The following is a 16,036-nucleotide window of genomic DNA, read 5'->3' as shown; positions in this document are numbered from 1 at the left end:
CAGGATTTGCCTATATTTCAGTTAGTTAGAAATCACCAACATTTGAAAAATTTACTCACCCAAACGTTTGGGTAGCGTAACCCAAACGTTTGTGCAATCTTTTGGTACGCCGCGCTCCATCCTGGCGCAAACGCGCTGTCCGCCTTCTACGGACACAGCGCAACCTGTGCAATCACACCGCTAAATGCGAGTATTTGCGCCCTGCTCTCCTGCGTTTTCAGGCACCCCATGAACAGACGTCCGGCCACGCTGCGCGGTATTGCCCAACAACTCAACGTGCATGTGTCCACGGTCTCGCGGGTGCTCAATGGCAGCTTCGATCACGCCGGGCGCGCCGCGTCCAAGGAAACCATCGAGCGTATTCGCGCACTGGCAGAAAGCCTGGACTATCAGCCCAACACTCACGCCCGCACCCTCAAGACCCGGCACAGCCGCGAGATCGCGATCCTGGTGCCGAGGCTGTCGGACATTGTCCTGGCCACGGTGTATGAAGGCATAGACGAAGCCGCCAGTGCCCGGCACTACACCTCCTTCGTCGCCAACACCCTGGATCGCCCCGAGCGGCAGCGCGAACTGGCCGAGCGTGCACTGGCGCGCAACGTCGAAGGCTTGATCATCAGTGATGTGCATTGCAGCGCAAAACCGGGTTTTCTCGAAGAGCTGGAGCAGCGGCAAGTGCCCTTCGTATTGGTCAGCCGCAGGCGCGGTCAGCACTGTTCAATCACGGCAGACGATGAAATGGGCGGACGCCTGGCCGCTGAACACTTGTTCGCTCAGGGGCATACGCGGGTTGCGGTGATTGCGGGCGAAGCCCACAGCAGCAATGCCCGGGAACGGACCGCCAGCTTCGTCGGGTACTACCGCGAGCACGGGATCGACATTGCACCTGAGCGAATCATCACCGGTCACTTCGATACTCAGGCGGGGTTCAGCATTGGTGAGCAGCTATTGGCCCATCCGCAGCCGCCTACGGCAATCTTTGCGGTCAATGACTTCCTTGCCATCGGCCTGTTCGGCGCCATGAGCAACCGTGGCCTGGCGGTCGGGCGCGATATTGCCGTGGTCGGCTACAACGACACGCCGCTGGCCGCGCACCTGCAACTGACCAGTATCAGCACCAGCATGCATGCACAAGGCGTTCGCGCCGTGGAAACCCTCCTCAGGCGCATCGCCGGAGAACCGGTGCAGTCTCACCGTTTTCCGGTCGTCCTGACGGTACGCGGCAGCAGCGTGCAGCCTCAGGCCATCAGCTCCAGGTGACGGGCTTCGGTTTCGTCATCGGCCGGAAACAGGCACTCCACGCGCAACGCTTCGGCCGCAATGGTCTGGGGGTGTGCCGACGGTAGTGATCATGAAAAAGTAATTCAGCACCCTGCCCTGTCTGGGTTATGAGTCGATGTCTGTAGCGCCCGGAGCCTGTCCGGGCGTGCCTGCAATCCTATCGATCACAGGCATCCGCTCAATTACGTCAGAGGTAATCAGGCCGTCGCCGCTTCCTTCTTCAGGCTGGCCATGTCGATGACGAAACGGTACTTCACATCGCCCTTGAGCATGCGCTCGTAGGCTTCGTTGATGTTCTGCATGTCAATCATCTCGATATCCGAAACAATCCCGTGTTTGGCGCAGAAATCGAGCATTTCCTGGGTTTCCTGGATGCCACCGATCAGCGAACCCGCGATGCTGCGGCGCTTGAAGATCAGGTTGAAGACATTCGGCGACGGATGCGGGCTGTCAGGCGCGCCGACCAGAGTCATGGTGCCGTCGCGCTTGAGCAGAGCCAGAAAGGCGTCCAGGTCATGGGGTGCGGCCACAGTATTGAGAATGAAGTCCAGGCTGTTGGCGACTGCGGCCATTTCATCCGGGTTCTTCGACACCACCACCTCATTGGCACCCAGTCGCAGGCCGTCTTCGCGCTTGTTCGGCGACGTGGTGAACAACACCACATGGGCGCCCATGGCGTGGGCGATCTTCACCGCCATGTGACCCAGCCCGCCAAGTCCAACCACGCCGACTCTCTTGCCCGGCCCGACCTTCCAGTGGTGGAGCGGCGAATAGGTGGTGATCCCGGCGCACAGCAGGGGTGCCACGGCCGCCAGGTTGGCGTCGCCGTGGGCGATGTGCAGGACGAATTTTTCCTTGACGACGATATTGTCCGAATAGCCACCGTAGGTGTTTTCGCCACCGAACACCGGCCCGTTATAGGTGCCGGTAAAGCCGTTTTCGCAGTACTGCTCTTCGCCCTCGGCACAGGAGGCACAGGTCTGGCAGCTGTCGACCATGCAGCCGACACCGGCCAGGTCACCGACCTTGAACGTGCTGACCGCAGCGCCCACAGCAGTCACCCGCCCGACGATTTCATGGCCCGGCACCGAGGGATACAGCGTGTTGTGCCACTCGTTGCGGGCGGTGTGCAGGTCGGAATGGCAAACCCCGCAGTAGAGAATCTCGATCTGCACGTCATCGGCGCCCGGTGCCCGGCGTTCGAAGGTGAATGGCTTGAGCGAGTCCTTGGCGTCCTTGGCGGCGTAGCTGTAAGTCTTGGTCATTGCGGTCACCTCTGTTGATTCAGCTGTTGAGTACAAGCAGACCAGCATAGACCTTCATGCGTACAACGAACGGAGCAACGCCGCAAGGTTGTCTGGGTTAAAAGCCCCATGCTCAAATAGCCGCCGGGCGCAGAGGTTCGCCCCGCCCTTTAACCCGCAGACAAGAGAGCCCCATGGCAAACCAAGACATTACTTTCACTCCCGACCCGGATGCCGACTCCATTTCTTCCGACGTCGCCGGTTTTGGCGGCCTGCTGGTCTCCACCCAGGTTCCGACTCGTGCCGATGGCAGCCTGGAGCTGGGCGACATTGTTGCCCAGAGCGAATGCACCCTGCAGGCCCTGAAAGTTGCGCTGGAGCGTGCCGGCAGCTCCATGGAGCGGGTCTTACACTTGACCATCTACCTCACGGATATTGCTGACCGCCCTGCTTTCAATGAGGTCTACAAGCGCTTCTTTGCCAAGCCGTGGCCGGTGCGTGCGGCGGTGGGCGTGGCAGCGCTGGCGGTAGAAGGCATGCGCGTTGAGGTCACTGCGATGGCGGCAAAAGCGTAAACCCGCGTCCATCGGGCAGTCCAAGGGTGCCGGTCAGGCGTTTCGCCGTTACAATGCGCGACCTGACCGTGCAACCTGACCAGAAAATTAAAAACCATGTCCCTGCCCAAACATCATCTGGAACTGCTGAGCCCTGCCCGTGACGTGGCCATTGCTCGCGAAGCCATCCTGCACGGCGCCGATGCCGTGTACATCGGTGGCCCGAGCTTCGGCGCCCGCCACAATGCCAGCAACGACGTGAGCGATATCGCCGCCCTGGTGGAATTCGCCCGGCGCTATCACGCGCGGATCTTCACCACCATCAACACCATCCTGCATGACGACGAGCTGGAACCGGCGCGCAAGCTGATCCATCAGCTCTACGATGCCGGTGTCGACGCGTTGATCGTCCAGGACCTGGGGGTGATGGAGCTGGATATTCCGCCCATCGAGCTGCATGCCAGTACCCAGACTGATATCCGCACCCTGGATCGGGCCAAATTCCTCGATCAGGCCGGTTTTTCCCAGCTGGTATTGGCCCGCGAGCTGAACCTGCAGGAAATCGGCGCCATTGCCGCCGAGACCGATGCTGCCATCGAGTTCTTTATCCATGGTGCGTTGTGCGTGGCCTTCTCCGGCCAGTGCAATATTTCCCACGCCCACACTGGGCGCAGCGCCAACCGTGGCGACTGCTCCCAGGCCTGCCGCCTGCCCTACACCCTCAAGGATGATCAGGGCCGCGTCGTCGCCTATGAAAAGCATCTGCTGTCGATGAAGGACAATAACCAGAGTGCCAACCTGCGCGCCCTGGTCGATGCTGGCGTGCGTTCGTTCAAGATCGAAGGCCGCTACAAGGACATGGGCTATGTGAAGAACATCACTGCCTATTACCGTCAGCGCCTGGACGAAATTCTTGAAGACCGCCCGGACCTGGCCCGCGCCTCAAGCGGCCGGACAGCGCACTTCTTCGTGCCGGACCCGGAAAAGACTTTCCATCGTGGCAGCACCGACTACTTCGTCAGCGATCGCAAGATCGATATCGGCGCTTTCGATTCGCCGACCTTCACCGGCCTGGCCGTGGGCGTGGTTGAGAAAGTCGGCAAGCGTGACATGCAAGTGATCACCCATGAGCCGCTGTCCAACGGCGACGGCCTTAATGTGCTGGTCAAGCGCGAGGTCGTGGGTTTCCGTGCCAATATCGCTGAAGCCAAGGGTGAGTTCGAGGAAGACGGCGAGAAGCGCTACCGCTATCGCGTCGAGCCCAACGAGATGCCTGAAGGCTTGTTCCGTCTGCGCCCAAGCCATCCGCTGAACCGCAACCTGGATCACAACTGGCAACAGGCCCTGCAGAAGACCTCCGCCGAGCGCCGTATCGGGTTGTCATGGGTGGCCCGCCTGCGAGAAGAGCGCCTGGAACTGACCGCCACCAGTGAAGAAGGCGTCAGCGCCAGCGTCACTCTGGACGGTCCGTTCGGTGCTGCCAACAAGCCGGAACAGGCGCTGGAACAGTTGCACGATCTGCTCGGCCAACTGGGCACTACCCAGTATCACGCCACCCACATCGAGCTGGATGCGCCACAGGCGTTCTTTATTCCCAACTCGCAGCTCAAGACCCTGCGTCGCGAAGTGATAGAAGCGCTGACCAACGAGCGCGTAAAAGCCCACCCACGGGGCGGACGCAAGGCCGAAACCAGCCCGCCGCCGGTCTACCCGGAAGCACACCTGTCGTTCCTGGCCAACGTCTACAACCAGAAGGCCCGGGACTTCTACCACCGTCACGGCGTCAAGCTGATCGACGCGGCCTACGAGGCCCATGAAGAAAGCGGCGAAGTGCCGGTGATGATCACCAAACACTGCCTGCGCTTCTCCTTCAACCTGTGCCCGAAACAGGCCAAGGGTGTCACCGGGGTGAAAACCAAGGTAGCTCCGATGCAGTTGATTCACGGCAACGAAGTGCTGACGTTGAAGTTCGACTGCAAACCGTGCGAGATGCATGTGATCGGCAAGATGAAGGGCCATATCCTCGGCCTGCCACAGCCGGGCGCAAACGTGGTCGGTCATATCAGCCCTGCTGATCTGCTCAAGACCATTCCTCGCGGTACTCACTGAAGATGAAAAAAAGCCCGGTGCAGGCTCACTGCACCGGGCTTTGATTGAACACTGAGACCTGGTGGGACCGGCTTTAGCCGGGAAGGCTCCAGTACCGACACAAAATATGTGTGGGCTTACTGACCTCTTCCCGGCTAAAGCCGGTCCCACAGGATTGCTACGCAGTCTGTTACTGCGCAGCCACCGCCCCGTCCTTGAACATCGCTGCAAACCTGGCCTTGTTGGCCGCATAGTACTCAGCCACAACTTTGTCCGCAGAGCTGTCACGGGCCTGGGCCATTAACTGCTGCAGATCAGACTGTGGAATGGCGTAATGCGAGAAGAACCGTGCTACGTCCGGATGCTGGGCACTGAAGCCTTTGCGGGCAATGGCATGGATCTGTTCTACACCACCAAATATATGCTTGGGATCATCGAGGTAGCGCAACGACCATTTGGAGAACATCCAGTGCGGGCTCCAGGCGTTGATCACCGACCATTTATCGCGTTTGTTATTGCGATCCAGTTCGCTCAACATGCCGCTTTCCGACGACGCAATCATCTTGTAGCCATCGAGTTTGTATTCTTCAATGGCCTTAAGGGTTAGTTTGTACTGACCGTTGCCCACTTCAGAGGTCAGAATCTTGCCTTCGAGCTTTTTCTTCACGTCCGGTTTATTCAGGTCTTCGATACTGGCCATTTCGCTGACCGGGATCGACGTCGGTACGGCCATACCGATCCGCCCTTCATAGAGCACGCCGAGGTCTTCAAGCTTGTCTTTGTACTTGTCCAGGAACGCCTGGTGCGTGTTGGGTAGCCAGACCATCGGAATCAGGTCGATATTGCCGTTGGCCATGGCCTGGAACTGAATGCCTATATCGGCCATGACCAGTTTCACCGGCTGCTTGAGTTGATCTTCAATAGCGATATTGGCCAGTTTGACGGCGATTTCAGTATCGGACCAGTTGACCCAGCCAATCTTGATGGGCTCCTGCTCGGCGGCCTGTGCAAACAGGCCGCCAGTGGCCAGTGTGACCCCGGCGAACAAGCTGAAAAGCATTTTCTTATACGGTGAATAAGCAACCATTGTGCATCTCCCCTATCAATTTATGGATATGGCTTGGCAGTTCAAGCGATAACGCTTTCTTGTTATTAACAGTAGAGCGTCACCAGACACTCTTCTGGACAGACTCAGGTTCAGTAAAACGGTCATTACCTATTCGGATAGTTCGCCCTCCTCCGCCTTGCGGCGCAATCCAGATAATGTTTTTGCTTCGTGTTCTTTATATCGCAGGTTTAACTCTGCTCGCGTTGCACTTATCTATGTCCGGTGCACTGCTTTCTTGTGGGAGCGAGGCATAGCGCGGTTCATTGAGACGCAGATCGCAGGTGACGATGGCCAGGCCTTTCTCTTTCAGGCGCACGGCCTCTTCCACGGCAATTTCGCAGAACGGGTTCAAGGCCATCTTCACCCCGTTCAACTCGACATCCGCACCATCTGCCCTGACCCGAACCTTGACGTTCGGATCGATGGCACGTTTCACCGCAACGAGCACTTTCACAGTGCCCCCCTGTTGTCTCGACAGCCAGGGACCACTCGGCCCCTGTTGCCATTTCGGCCGATCTTAGCGAGGCATTCACCGGCAGGCAAGCAAAATGTACACCTACGTCTCAGAGATTGACACCCATGTACAGTTCGCATACTTTCGCGTCAAACCAAGCCTGATGTTCCCTTCAAGGAGCGCAACACCATGTCCAGCGATCCGCTGCTGCAGCCCTATAAGATCAAGAACCTGACCCTGCGTAACCGCATCATGACCACCTCCCACGAGCCGGCTTATCCGGTCGATGGCATGCCCAAGGAGCTGTATCGCGCTTACCACGTCGAACGCGCCAAGGCGGGCGTGGCCCTGACCATGACCGCCGGTTCCGCCGCCGTTTCCCGGGACAGCCCGCCGGTATTCAACAACGTGCTGGCGTACAAGGACGAAGTGGTCAAATGGCTCAAGGACATAACCGACGAGTGCCATGAACACGGCGCCGCAGTGATGATTCAGCTGACCCACCTGGGCCGCCGCACCCGTTGGGACAAGGCTGACTGGTTGCCGGTGGTCTCGTCGTCGCACCGCCGCGAAGCCTCGCACCGGTCGTTTCCGAAGAAGATGGAAGAGTGGGATATCGAGCGGATCATCAAGGACTATGTGGATGCCGCCGAACGCATGAAGGCAGCCGGTCTCGATGGCCTGGAACTGCAAGCCTACGGTCACTTGATGGACCAGTTCTGGTCACCATTGACCAATGATCTGGACGGCCCTTACGGCGGTTCCCTGGAAAACCGCATGCGCTTTACCTTCGATATCCTGCGCGGCATCCGCAAGCAGTGCGGCGAGGACTTTTTGCTTGGCGTGCGCTACACCGGCGACGAAGACCTGCCCGGCGGCTTCGGCGCCCAAGAAGGCATGGCGATCTCCCATATGCTCAAGGACAGCGGCCTGGTCGATTTCCTCAACGTGGTACGCGGCCATATCGACACTGATGCCGGGCTTACCGATGTGATCCCGATCCAGGGCATGCGCAATTCGCCGCACCTGGATTTTGCCGGAGAAATCCGCGCCTCCACCGGCTTCCCGACCTTTCATGCGGCGAAGATTCCCGATGTCGCCACCGCCCGCCACGCCATCGCTTCGGGCAAGGTGGATATGGTCGGCATGACCCGCGCGCATATGACCGATCCGCATATCGTGCGCAAGATCATTGAGAAGCGCGAAGAGGAAATCCGCCCGTGCGTGGGCGCCAACTACTGCCTGGACCGCATCTATCAGGGCGGCGCGGCGTACTGCATCCATAACGCAGCCACCGGTCGCGAGACCACCATGCCCCACGAAATCGTTCCGGCCGCGGTCAAGCGCAAGGTGGTGGTGATCGGCACGGGGCCCGCTGGTCTGGAAGCCGCGCGAGTGGCAGCTGAACGCGGTCACAGCGTCACGGTACTGGAAGCGGCCGACCAGCCCGGCGGGCAGATTCGCCTGACCTCGCTGAGCGAACGTCGCCGCGAGATGATCAGCATCATCGATTGGCGCATGGCCCAGTGCGAACGTTTAGGCGTGACCTTCCACTTCAATACCTGGGCCGAGGCCGACACCGTGCTGGCCCATGAGCCGGACGTGGTGATCGTCGCCACCGGCGGCCTGCCCCATACCGAAGTGCTGAGCGCGGGCAATGAGCTGGTGGTATCGAGTTGGGACATCATTTCCGGCGATGTGAAACCGGGCAAAAACGTACTGATCTTCGACGATGCCGGTGACCATGCGGCCTTGCAGGCGGCCGAAGTCATCGCCAACAGCGGCGCAACTCTGGAAATCGTCACTCCGGACCGGGCCTTCGCCCCCGAGGTCATGGCGATGAACCTGGTGCCCTATATGCGCAGTCTGCAGGACCTCGACGTGACCTTCACTGTGACCTATCGGGTCGATACGGTGGAGCGCCGCGACGGCAAGCTGCTGGTCAACTTCGCCAGTGATTACGGCAAGGTCAACAAACAGCGGGTGGTCGATCAAGTGGTGATCAACCACGGCACCCTGCCCCTGGACGAGCTGTATTTCGACCTGCGCGAACACTCCAGCAATGGCGGCGCCGTAGAGCAGCACAACCTGATCGCCGGCAAGGTGCAGGGCCTGGTAACCAACCCGCAGGGGCGCTTCCAGCTGTTCCGCATCGGCGATGCCGTGTCGGCCCGCAATACCCATGCGGCGATCTTCGATGCGCTGCGTTTGCTCAAGGACATTTAAATAACCAATTGAAATGAGGCCTTATGGGAGCCGGCTTACTGGCGATGGCGCGGGATCAGCAACTGACGCGCTTCGCACTCGATCGCCACCAAGGCGGCTCCCACAATCGCGTTGTGTCCAAGATATCGCCGACAAACAAAGGCCCTCGTCATGAGGGCCTTTGTCTATGTGCCGTCAACTCAGCTTTCCAGTGGCGCTTCTTCGAAGGTATCGCTCAAGGCGACGAATTCGCCAGGGGATTTCTCGGCGAAACCGAACTTGCCAAAGAAACGGTCCAGCTCACGGCGCTTCGGCGCCTTGCCAGTGAAGATGCTGACGTAATGAGGAATACGGCGGAATCGTTCGGTAATGTCCTCGCTGGTTTTCATCGAGATATAGCCGATCTGGGTCAGGTAGATGGTCCGCGCCCGGGCATCGGCGCCGTCAGGGTCGTAGCCAAAGCGACGGAACATCGCCGCCAGGGCATTGATCCGCGCGTCGTCGGCGATGGCAATCTCCGCCGCGACTTCGGCAGACTGCAAGGCCCAGCTGCGCACGGCGAATTCGAATTGGGAATCGAACAGTTCGGGATTCAGCCAGCATTCGAAGACATTGAGGATTGCTTCGGTAATGTTCTCCGCGTAGCTGTCGCATTGCTTGACCATGCCGCCACTGTTCTTGTCGCGCCAGCGCGTCAGCAAGGCCGTCAGCAATTGCTCGCGGTCCTCGAAGAACCAATAAAAGCTGGTACGGGACAAGTTGAGGCGTTTGGCCAGAGGCATGACCCGCACGGCATCCACGCCGGATTCCTTCAAGGCATCGTAGGCTGCTTCGAGCCAGCCCTCGGGCGAGCCCCGCCAGCCGGAATCCTGGGTTTTACTGCGTGCCTTGCCTGTTTGCGACATCCGCGCCTCACGTTGGTCAAATATCCGTTAATTTACTGTACGCTCATGATCTTTTGATGTACACCTTTGTACATTATGACGACACAGGTTCAGCCATGAGAATTCAGCCGTTACCGCCGCTCAATAGCCTGGTGGCCTTTGAAGCGTCTGCGCGGCACTTGAGCTTTACCGCGGCGGCCCGGGAACTGAATGTCACCCAGGGCGCGATCAGCCGACAGATCCGCCTGCTCGAAGAATACCTGGGTGAAAGCCTGTTCGTGCGCAACACCCGGGAAGTCAACCTGAGCCATATCGGCAGCGGCTATTTTGAGACCGTACAAGGGCTACTCAAGCAACTGGCCACGGCAACCGGCGAGATACGCCGCTGGCAAGGCGCAAGGCAGATCACCCTGATGACCAGCTCGGCCCTTGCCGCGCTCTGGCTACTGCCCAGGGTCGGCGACTTCCAGCGCTTATATGAAGACGTCGACCTGCGCATCATCGCCCATGATCAGGTCAAGGATCCATCCCGTCTGGATTGCGACCTGGCATTGTATTACTGCAGCACCCCGCCGAAAAACATGATTGTCACGCCGCTGTTCCCCGAAGAAGTGTTTCCGGTGTGCAGCCCGGCCTACCTGGCCAAGCACCCGTACCTGGAGGATATCGAGCAACTTGCGGCCGCCACCTGGCTGACCCTCGACGACCCGCAACGGGGCTGGATCGGCTGGCAGCAGTGGTTCGAATACCAGGATCTGGCACCGCGCACACCGCGGCATCGGGTCAATATCAATAACTACTCGATGCTGATCCAGTCGGCCTTGAGCGGCCAGGGTATTGCCCTGGCCTGGTCCAACCTGATCGGTGACCACTTGCAGACCGGTGCACTGGTGCGGCCCGTCGGCCAGGTTCTACGCACCGAAGCGCAATTCTGCCTGCTGGAACGACCGGGGATGGCGGGCAATCATTCGCTGGTGCGGCATTTCAAGGAGTGGTTATTACAGCAGGTGCCATGCCGGCCATAAAACAATGCGCAAAACCGTAGGAGCGGCTTCAGCCGTGAGAACGTCCTCCCGGCTAAAGCCGGTCCTACAGGAATAGCCAAATTCATGAGATTTTCTCATCACTGCGCATAATTAAATCGTTTGTGAATCCCTGACATTTATATAACTATCTGCTCCAGCGCTGCCCAATAATCAATTAATAATAAAAGCGTATGAACAACATGAGCGACCTGTCCCGTATCGCCTTGTTCCGCACCCTCACTGCCAATCAATAACTAACGACATGGCTGTTTGCACAGACATGACTCAATTAAGCAAATTGACAGAGTGACATTATGTGGATCGCTGACGATAAACTTTCGCTGGGCGCTTATACCGCCCGCTATGTAGAGTGGTTGACGCAACACGGCGCTAAGCTGTTCGACTTTATCTCCTTCGCACTTTCTGCCGCCATGACCGCCTTTTCTGCCGCTTTGCTCTGGTTCAATCCGCTCATATTGGTCCTGCTGTTTGCCGGGCAAAACCTGTGGCTGACCGTGGATCCGTGGCGCCGACTGGTCAGTGCTGCGTCGGTTGCAGCGTTATACAAGACCGCCGAGGCGGGTTGATTCCAAATCCAGCTCAAACTGGAATGAGTTTTCTGCAGGCGCTGCCGTAGGCTGCGAATCGGTTACCGCTGTCACAACGCTTTCGCAGTCTCCGGCAGCTCCTACAGGTCTGTGTTTGTCGCACAAAACGCTATTCAATTACCGGAGTAAACACACCATGCCCGACGATAAAAAGGTCAAGGGCTACCGCCGGTTGATCCCTTCCATGACCGCCCTGCTGGAATTCGAGGCGGTCGCGCGGTTGAGCAGCTTTACCCTGGCCGCCCAGGAACTGGGGGTCACCCAGGCAGCGGTGAGCAAGCAGATCAAATACCTGGAGGAAACTCTCGGCACGCGGCTGTTCCATCGCCTGCACCGGGCCATCCAGCTGACGGGTGAAGGCTATGTGCTGTATTCGGTGGTGTCCGAATCCATGCAGCGCATGGCCAGTGTCTTCGACAAGATCACCGAAGGTATTACCGAACAGAAGCTGGTACTCGCCAGTACGTCGGCATTTTCACAACTGCGTATATTGCCGCAACTCAGCACCTTGCGTTTGCAACAACCGGAGTTGCAACTTCGCCTGATCACCCAACAATTGACCCCGGACTTGCGCGGCGATGATATCGACTTGGCCGTACGTTTTGGTAATGGCAGGTGGGATGACGGTACGGCGATTCACTTATTCGATGAAGAAGTCTTTCCGGTGTGTTCACCGGGATGGCTGGCCAGCCATTGCGCTCCGGCATCGCCGGAAGATTTCCTGCATGTGGAGTTGATTGATTCCGACACAACCCTGGAAGGCTGGATGACCTGGAACAGCTGGTTCAAGGAACTGGGCGCGAGTCGGCCCAAACTCAAGTACAGCCTGCGCTGCAGTGCCTATACCGACACCATTCAGGCCGCCCTGCAAGGCCACGGCATTGCCCTGGGCTGGGGCCGCCTGCTGGAGCCTATGCTTGCCAGCGGCCAGTTGGTGCGCCTGACCTCACTGGCGGTCAGGCCCCGGGACGCCTACTACGTGGTGGTGCCCAATGGTCGTACGCCAACGCCTTTGATGCTGGCGCTGATCGACTGGCTGCGTGGTGATGCATCGATGCTGAATAACACGAAGTTACTTTCCGAGGTCGCATAACTTGAAGTTATGTGAAGGTAAGAATAAGGCGCATTGACGGTAATTTCCGGCGATTCAATACTCTTGCCCATTACAACTTGATTATTAGATCACAGCCTGTGAGGTTTCCGTTTATGACTATTGTCGCCGTTAAATCCCATCGTGAACTTGTCCAGGCTCGAACTCCAGGGCATGGCATGCCCGGCGACTTGTTTGGTCGCGACGATATCTTTGCCAACGATGTCGATATTTTCTTTAACAAACACTGGATCCTGGTCGGCGTGACGGCGGATATCCCGGAGCCGGGCGATGTATCGACCATCGATATCGGCAAGTCGTCGATCATGCTGGTACGGGACGACGATGAACAGGTGCAGGCTTTTCGCAATGTCTGCCGTCATCGCGGCGCGCGCCTGAAACCCGCTGGCAAGTCCACCGTGGGCATGCTGGTCTGCCCTTACCACCAGTGGACCTACGACCTGGACGGCAGCCTCAAGCACGCGGCGCACATGGGCAAGGACTTCGATTCCACCTGCCGCAGCCTGATTTCCGTGCACACCAAGGTGGTCGGCGCGCATATCTTCGTCTGCCTGGCGGACGAAGCACCGACGGATATCTCACTGTTGGAGCAGACCATGAATCCGCGTTTCGCCCAGTACGACCTGAGCCGCGCCAAGATTGCCCATGAGTCGGAAATCATCGAGAACGGCAACTGGAAACTGGTGATCGAGAACAACCGCGAATGCTATCACTGCGCCGGGACCCACCCGGAACTGACCGCGTCCTTCCTGCCGGAAGACTTCGGCTTCTGCACCGATGGCCTGAGCGCAGAGTCCCTGCTGGCCCTGGATGAATATCATCAGCGCAACGCCGCGACCAAACAGAACTGGGAAGACGACGGCTTCATCTGCGACGCCATCGAACACTTGGGCGAAGACGCCGTGACCCAGTTCCGCTCCCAGCGCCTGGTGATCGCCGGCAATGGCGAGTCCCAGACCCTCGACACTCGCGTTGCCTGCACCCGTCTTTTCGCCGACCTGACTCGCCGCGATCTGGGCGACATGCACCTGTGGACTCACAACTCCTGGACCCATGTGATGAGCGATCACGCGGTGATTTCCTACATCATCCCGCTGGCCGCCGACAAGACGCTGGTCCGCACCAAATGGCTGGTGCATGCTGACGCGGTCGAGGGCGTGGATTACAACCGCGAGACCCTGACCGAGGTGTGGAACGCCACCAACCTGCAGGACGCCGACCTGGTCGCCATCACCCACAGCGGCACCCAGGACCCGGCCTACGCGCCTGGCCCGTTCTCGGCCTTTACCGAGTCCTATGTCGATCAGTTTTCCCGCTGGTACGCCGCGCGTCTCGCGGCCCATGGGGTATGAGGCCTGCCATGACTGCCCATGAAAAAGCTCCCGACCCGTGTGCGCCACGCCTCACAGACCCGGAGACCTGGGGCGCTTATGGCGCCCAATGGAACAGCGGCGAACAGAAGACCCTGCACTGCTGCGCCGTGTTTGATGAAACCCACGACGTCAAAAGCTTCTGGTTCACCTGCCCGGACTTTCGCGCCCTGAGCTTCGAGCCCGGCCAGTTCATCACTATTTCGCCGGTCATTGCCGGACAGACGCTCGCACGTTGCTACACCCTGTCGTCGTCGCCGACCCGGCCCTTCACCTTCTCCATCACGGTCAAGCGTGTGCCGGGCGGGCCGGTGTCGAACTGGCTGCACGATAACCTGCGTCCCGGCGATACCCTGCGCGCCAGCGGTCCGGCCGGCAGCTTTACCCCCATCGGGCATCCGGCGCGCAAGCTGCTGTACCTGTCCGCAGGCTCCGGTGTGACACCGCTGATGTCCATGACCCGGGCCAGTGTCGATCTCGGTGCGGACCTGGATATCACCTTCGTACATAGCGCACGCACGCCGTCCGATATCATTTTCAATGCTGAACTGACGCGCATGCAGATGCTTTCTCCGCGCCTGCGAGTGCTCAACCTCTGCGAAGGCCTGGGCGCGCACAGCGACTGGCCACACCCTCTGGGCCGCCTCGATCTGGCCCTGCTCGCGCGCTGGGTGCCGGACTTCATGGAGAGGGAAGTGTTTATCTGCGGGCCGGGCGGTTATATGGCCGGGGTCAATGCGCTGCTCAAGGAAGCCGGCTTCGACTTCCAGCGCTTCCATCAGGAAAGCTTCGATATCTCCCGGCTCGACGAGGAAACCCTGGAAGAAGTGGCGCCCGTCGCCGACCAGCAGGCGGATACCTTCACCGTTACCCTGTCACGCTCTGGCAAAACCTTCAGCATGTCCGGGCAGCAGACCGTACTGGCGGCGGCGAAAAAGGCCGGGGCCATAGTGCCGTCGTCGTGCAGCCAGGGCGTCTGCGGCACCTGCAAGACCGCGCTGCTGCAAGGAACCGTGGATATGCAGCACAAGGGCGGCATCCGTCAGCGGGAAATCGACAAGGGCCTGCGCCTGCTGTGCTGCAGCAAGCCTACTTCGAATCTGGTGATCGACCTTTAGCCCGTTAATGTGCGGTCAGCGAACAGGAAATAGCGGCGGTCATTGAGCTACTCGAGTCGACGTTCTAGAGTTCCGACACTTGAACAAAACGAAGGATCAGCTCATGCCCACCGTCCCCCTTGCCGACGGCGACCTGCACTATCAACTCGACGGCCCGGCCAGCGCGCCTGTATTGGTGCTGTCCAACTCCCTTGGCACGGACCTGCACATGTGGGACGCGCAGATCCCGGCGCTCAGCGAGCATTTTCGCGTGCTGCGCTACGACACCCGTGGCCATGGCCGCTCCCTGGTCACTCCCGGCCCCTATAGCATCGAACAACACGGCCGCGATGTCCTGGCCCTGCTCGATGCTATGGATCTTGAGCGCGCGCACTTCTGCGGCCTGTCCATGGGTGGGCTGATCGGCCAGTGGCTGGGTATCAATGCGCCGCAGCGTCTGAATCGACTGGTGGTCTGCAATACCGCCGCAAAAATCGGCAACCCGGATATCTGGAATCCGCGCATCGAAGCTGTATTGCGCGACGGCGCCGCCGGCATGCGTGCGCTGCGTGAAGGCACCATTACCCGTTGGTTCACCCCGGCTTTTGCCGCTTCTCATCCGGGCGAAGTGGACACCGTGGTCAGCGTGCTGCAGAACACCTCCCCCGAAGGCTACGCCGCCAGTTGCGCCGCCGTGCGTGATGCCGACTTCCGCGAGCAGATCGCCAGTATCACGCTGCCGGTGCTGGTAGTCGCGGGCATGGCGGACCCGGTCACGACCCCGGATGACGGGCATTTCATGGTGGAGCGGATTGCCGGGTCGCGGATGGTCACCCTTGAGGCGGCGCACCTGTCGAGTGTCGAGGCGGTCGAGGTGTTTTCGCGGTCGGTGCTGGATTTTCTGTTGGCCTGATATGCACTGAATCCCGATATTTATCATACCTGTAGGAGCGGCTTTAGCCGCTAGGTCGCTCTCCCGGCTAAAGCCGGTCCTACATAAATAAATA

Annotated in this window: 13 protein-coding genes and 1 pseudogene; 10 read left to right on the top strand and 4 right to left on the bottom strand. The window is 59.3% G+C overall.

The features are described from left to right. Positions 1-228: 228 nt before the first annotated feature. Positions 229-1,260, top strand: a complete 1,032-nt coding sequence (locus AC1Z24_RS15550; RefSeq protein ID WP_483746421.1) for a LacI family DNA-binding transcriptional regulator — start codon at positions 229-231, stop codon at positions 1,258-1,260. 218 nt (positions 1,261-1,478) lie between these two features. Here AC1Z24_RS15550 and AC1Z24_RS15545 read toward each other — a convergent pair whose 3' ends face one another. Next, on the bottom strand, positions 1,479-2,546 hold the full coding sequence (locus AC1Z24_RS15545; protein ID WP_483746420.1) for an NAD(P)-dependent alcohol dehydrogenase: 1,068 nt from the start codon (positions 2,544-2,546) through the stop codon (positions 1,479-1,481). Between the two features lie 173 nt (positions 2,547-2,719). On the opposite strand from AC1Z24_RS15545, the gene AC1Z24_RS15540 reads away from it, so the two are divergent. Both AC1Z24_RS15540 and AC1Z24_RS15535 read left to right on the top strand, forming a co-directional pair. After that, positions 2,720-3,100, top strand: a complete 381-nt coding sequence (locus AC1Z24_RS15540) for a RidA family protein (protein WP_483746419.1) — start codon at positions 2,720-2,722, stop codon at positions 3,098-3,100. A gap of 96 nt (positions 3,101-3,196) precedes the next feature. Continuing rightward, positions 3,197-5,188 (top strand): peptidase U32 family protein, encoded by a 1,992-nt coding sequence (locus tag AC1Z24_RS15535; protein WP_483746418.1) that lies wholly within the window; start codon positions 3,197-3,199, stop codon positions 5,186-5,188. Between the two features lie 169 nt (positions 5,189-5,357). Here AC1Z24_RS15535 and AC1Z24_RS15530 read toward each other — a convergent pair whose 3' ends face one another. Further along, on the bottom strand, positions 5,358-6,227 hold the full coding sequence (locus tag AC1Z24_RS15530) for a glycine betaine ABC transporter substrate-binding protein (protein ID WP_483746417.1): 870 nt from the start codon (positions 6,225-6,227) through the stop codon (positions 5,358-5,360). A gap of 337 nt (positions 6,228-6,564) precedes the next feature. Further along, a pseudogene (locus AC1Z24_RS15525) lies at positions 6,565-6,729 on the bottom strand (electron transfer flavoprotein subunit beta/FixA family protein); the annotation flags it as partial. A 189-nt stretch (positions 6,730-6,918) separates the two neighbouring features. On the opposite strand from AC1Z24_RS15525, the gene AC1Z24_RS15520 reads away from it, so the two are divergent. After that, positions 6,919-8,955 (top strand): oxidoreductase, encoded by a 2,037-nt coding sequence (locus AC1Z24_RS15520; protein ID WP_483746416.1) that lies wholly within the window; start codon positions 6,919-6,921, stop codon positions 8,953-8,955. 179 nt (positions 8,956-9,134) lie between these two features. On the opposite strand, the gene AC1Z24_RS15515 is transcribed toward AC1Z24_RS15520, so the two are convergent. Continuing rightward, a complete protein-coding gene (locus AC1Z24_RS15515) occupies positions 9,135-9,839 on the bottom strand; it encodes a TetR/AcrR family transcriptional regulator (protein ID WP_483746415.1) in 705 nt (234 codons plus the stop codon). A gap of 95 nt (positions 9,840-9,934) precedes the next feature. On the opposite strand from AC1Z24_RS15515, the gene AC1Z24_RS15510 reads away from it, so the two are divergent. From AC1Z24_RS15510 to pcaD, 6 genes are all read left to right on the top strand, one after another. Continuing rightward, positions 9,935-10,843, top strand: a complete 909-nt coding sequence (locus tag AC1Z24_RS15510; protein WP_483746414.1) for a LysR substrate-binding domain-containing protein — start codon at positions 9,935-9,937, stop codon at positions 10,841-10,843. A gap of 314 nt (positions 10,844-11,157) precedes the next feature. Beyond that, positions 11,158-11,430 (top strand): hypothetical protein, encoded by a 273-nt coding sequence (locus AC1Z24_RS15505; RefSeq protein WP_483746413.1) that lies wholly within the window; start codon positions 11,158-11,160, stop codon positions 11,428-11,430. Between the two features lie 157 nt (positions 11,431-11,587). Continuing rightward, positions 11,588-12,544, top strand: a complete 957-nt coding sequence (locus AC1Z24_RS15500) for a LysR substrate-binding domain-containing protein (protein WP_483746412.1) — start codon at positions 11,588-11,590, stop codon at positions 12,542-12,544. A 113-nt stretch (positions 12,545-12,657) separates the two neighbouring features. After that, positions 12,658-13,914, top strand: a complete 1,257-nt coding sequence (locus AC1Z24_RS15495) for an aromatic ring-hydroxylating oxygenase subunit alpha (protein ID WP_483746411.1) — start codon at positions 12,658-12,660, stop codon at positions 13,912-13,914. 8 nt (positions 13,915-13,922) lie between these two features. Next, the gene (locus tag AC1Z24_RS15490; RefSeq protein WP_483746410.1) at positions 13,923-15,050 is read left to right on the top strand and encodes an FAD-binding oxidoreductase; all 1,128 of its coding nucleotides are present in this window, start codon (positions 13,923-13,925) and stop codon (positions 15,048-15,050) included. A gap of 103 nt (positions 15,051-15,153) precedes the next feature. Beyond that, positions 15,154-15,942 carry a 3-oxoadipate enol-lactonase gene (gene pcaD / locus AC1Z24_RS15485; protein ID WP_483746409.1) on the top strand — a complete coding sequence of 263 codons (789 nt, stop codon included), beginning with the start codon at positions 15,154-15,156 and terminating at the stop codon, positions 15,940-15,942. Positions 15,943-16,036 lie beyond the last annotated feature (94 nt).

This window comes from Pseudomonas sp. JL23 (genome assembly GCF_056933585.1).
The sequence above is the reverse complement of the archived record's forward strand: the minus strand, read 5'-3'. Positions and strand labels throughout refer to the sequence as shown.

Bases quoted from the DNA above. Each gene is read 5' to 3' on its own strand.
- AC1Z24_RS15545 (WP_483746420.1), bottom strand. From the start codon at position 2,546: ATGACCAAGACTTACAGCTACGCCGCCAAGGACGCCAAGGACTCGCTC.
- pcaD (WP_483746409.1), top strand. From the start codon at position 15,154: ATGCCCACCGTCCCCCTTGCCGACGGCGACCTGCACTATCAACTCGAC.
- AC1Z24_RS15520 (WP_483746416.1), top strand. From the start codon at position 6,919: ATGTCCAGCGATCCGCTGCTGCAGCCCTATAAGATCAAGAACCTGACC.
- AC1Z24_RS15540 (WP_483746419.1), top strand. From the start codon at position 2,720: ATGGCAAACCAAGACATTACTTTCACTCCCGACCCGGATGCCGACTCC.
- AC1Z24_RS15515 (WP_483746415.1), bottom strand. From the start codon at position 9,839: ATGTCGCAAACAGGCAAGGCACGCAGTAAAACCCAGGATTCCGGCTGG.
- AC1Z24_RS15500 (WP_483746412.1), top strand. From the start codon at position 11,588: ATGCCCGACGATAAAAAGGTCAAGGGCTACCGCCGGTTGATCCCTTCC.
- AC1Z24_RS15550 (WP_483746421.1), top strand. From the start codon at position 229: ATGAACAGACGTCCGGCCACGCTGCGCGGTATTGCCCAACAACTCAAC.
- AC1Z24_RS15535 (WP_483746418.1), top strand. From the start codon at position 3,197: ATGTCCCTGCCCAAACATCATCTGGAACTGCTGAGCCCTGCCCGTGAC.
- AC1Z24_RS15505 (WP_483746413.1), top strand. From the start codon at position 11,158: ATGTGGATCGCTGACGATAAACTTTCGCTGGGCGCTTATACCGCCCGC.
- AC1Z24_RS15490 (WP_483746410.1), top strand. From the start codon at position 13,923: ATGACTGCCCATGAAAAAGCTCCCGACCCGTGTGCGCCACGCCTCACA.
- AC1Z24_RS15530 (WP_483746417.1), bottom strand. From the start codon at position 6,227: ATGCTTTTCAGCTTGTTCGCCGGGGTCACACTGGCCACTGGCGGCCTG.
- AC1Z24_RS15495 (WP_483746411.1), top strand. From the start codon at position 12,658: ATGACTATTGTCGCCGTTAAATCCCATCGTGAACTTGTCCAGGCTCGA.
- AC1Z24_RS15510 (WP_483746414.1), top strand. From the start codon at position 9,935: ATGAGAATTCAGCCGTTACCGCCGCTCAATAGCCTGGTGGCCTTTGAA.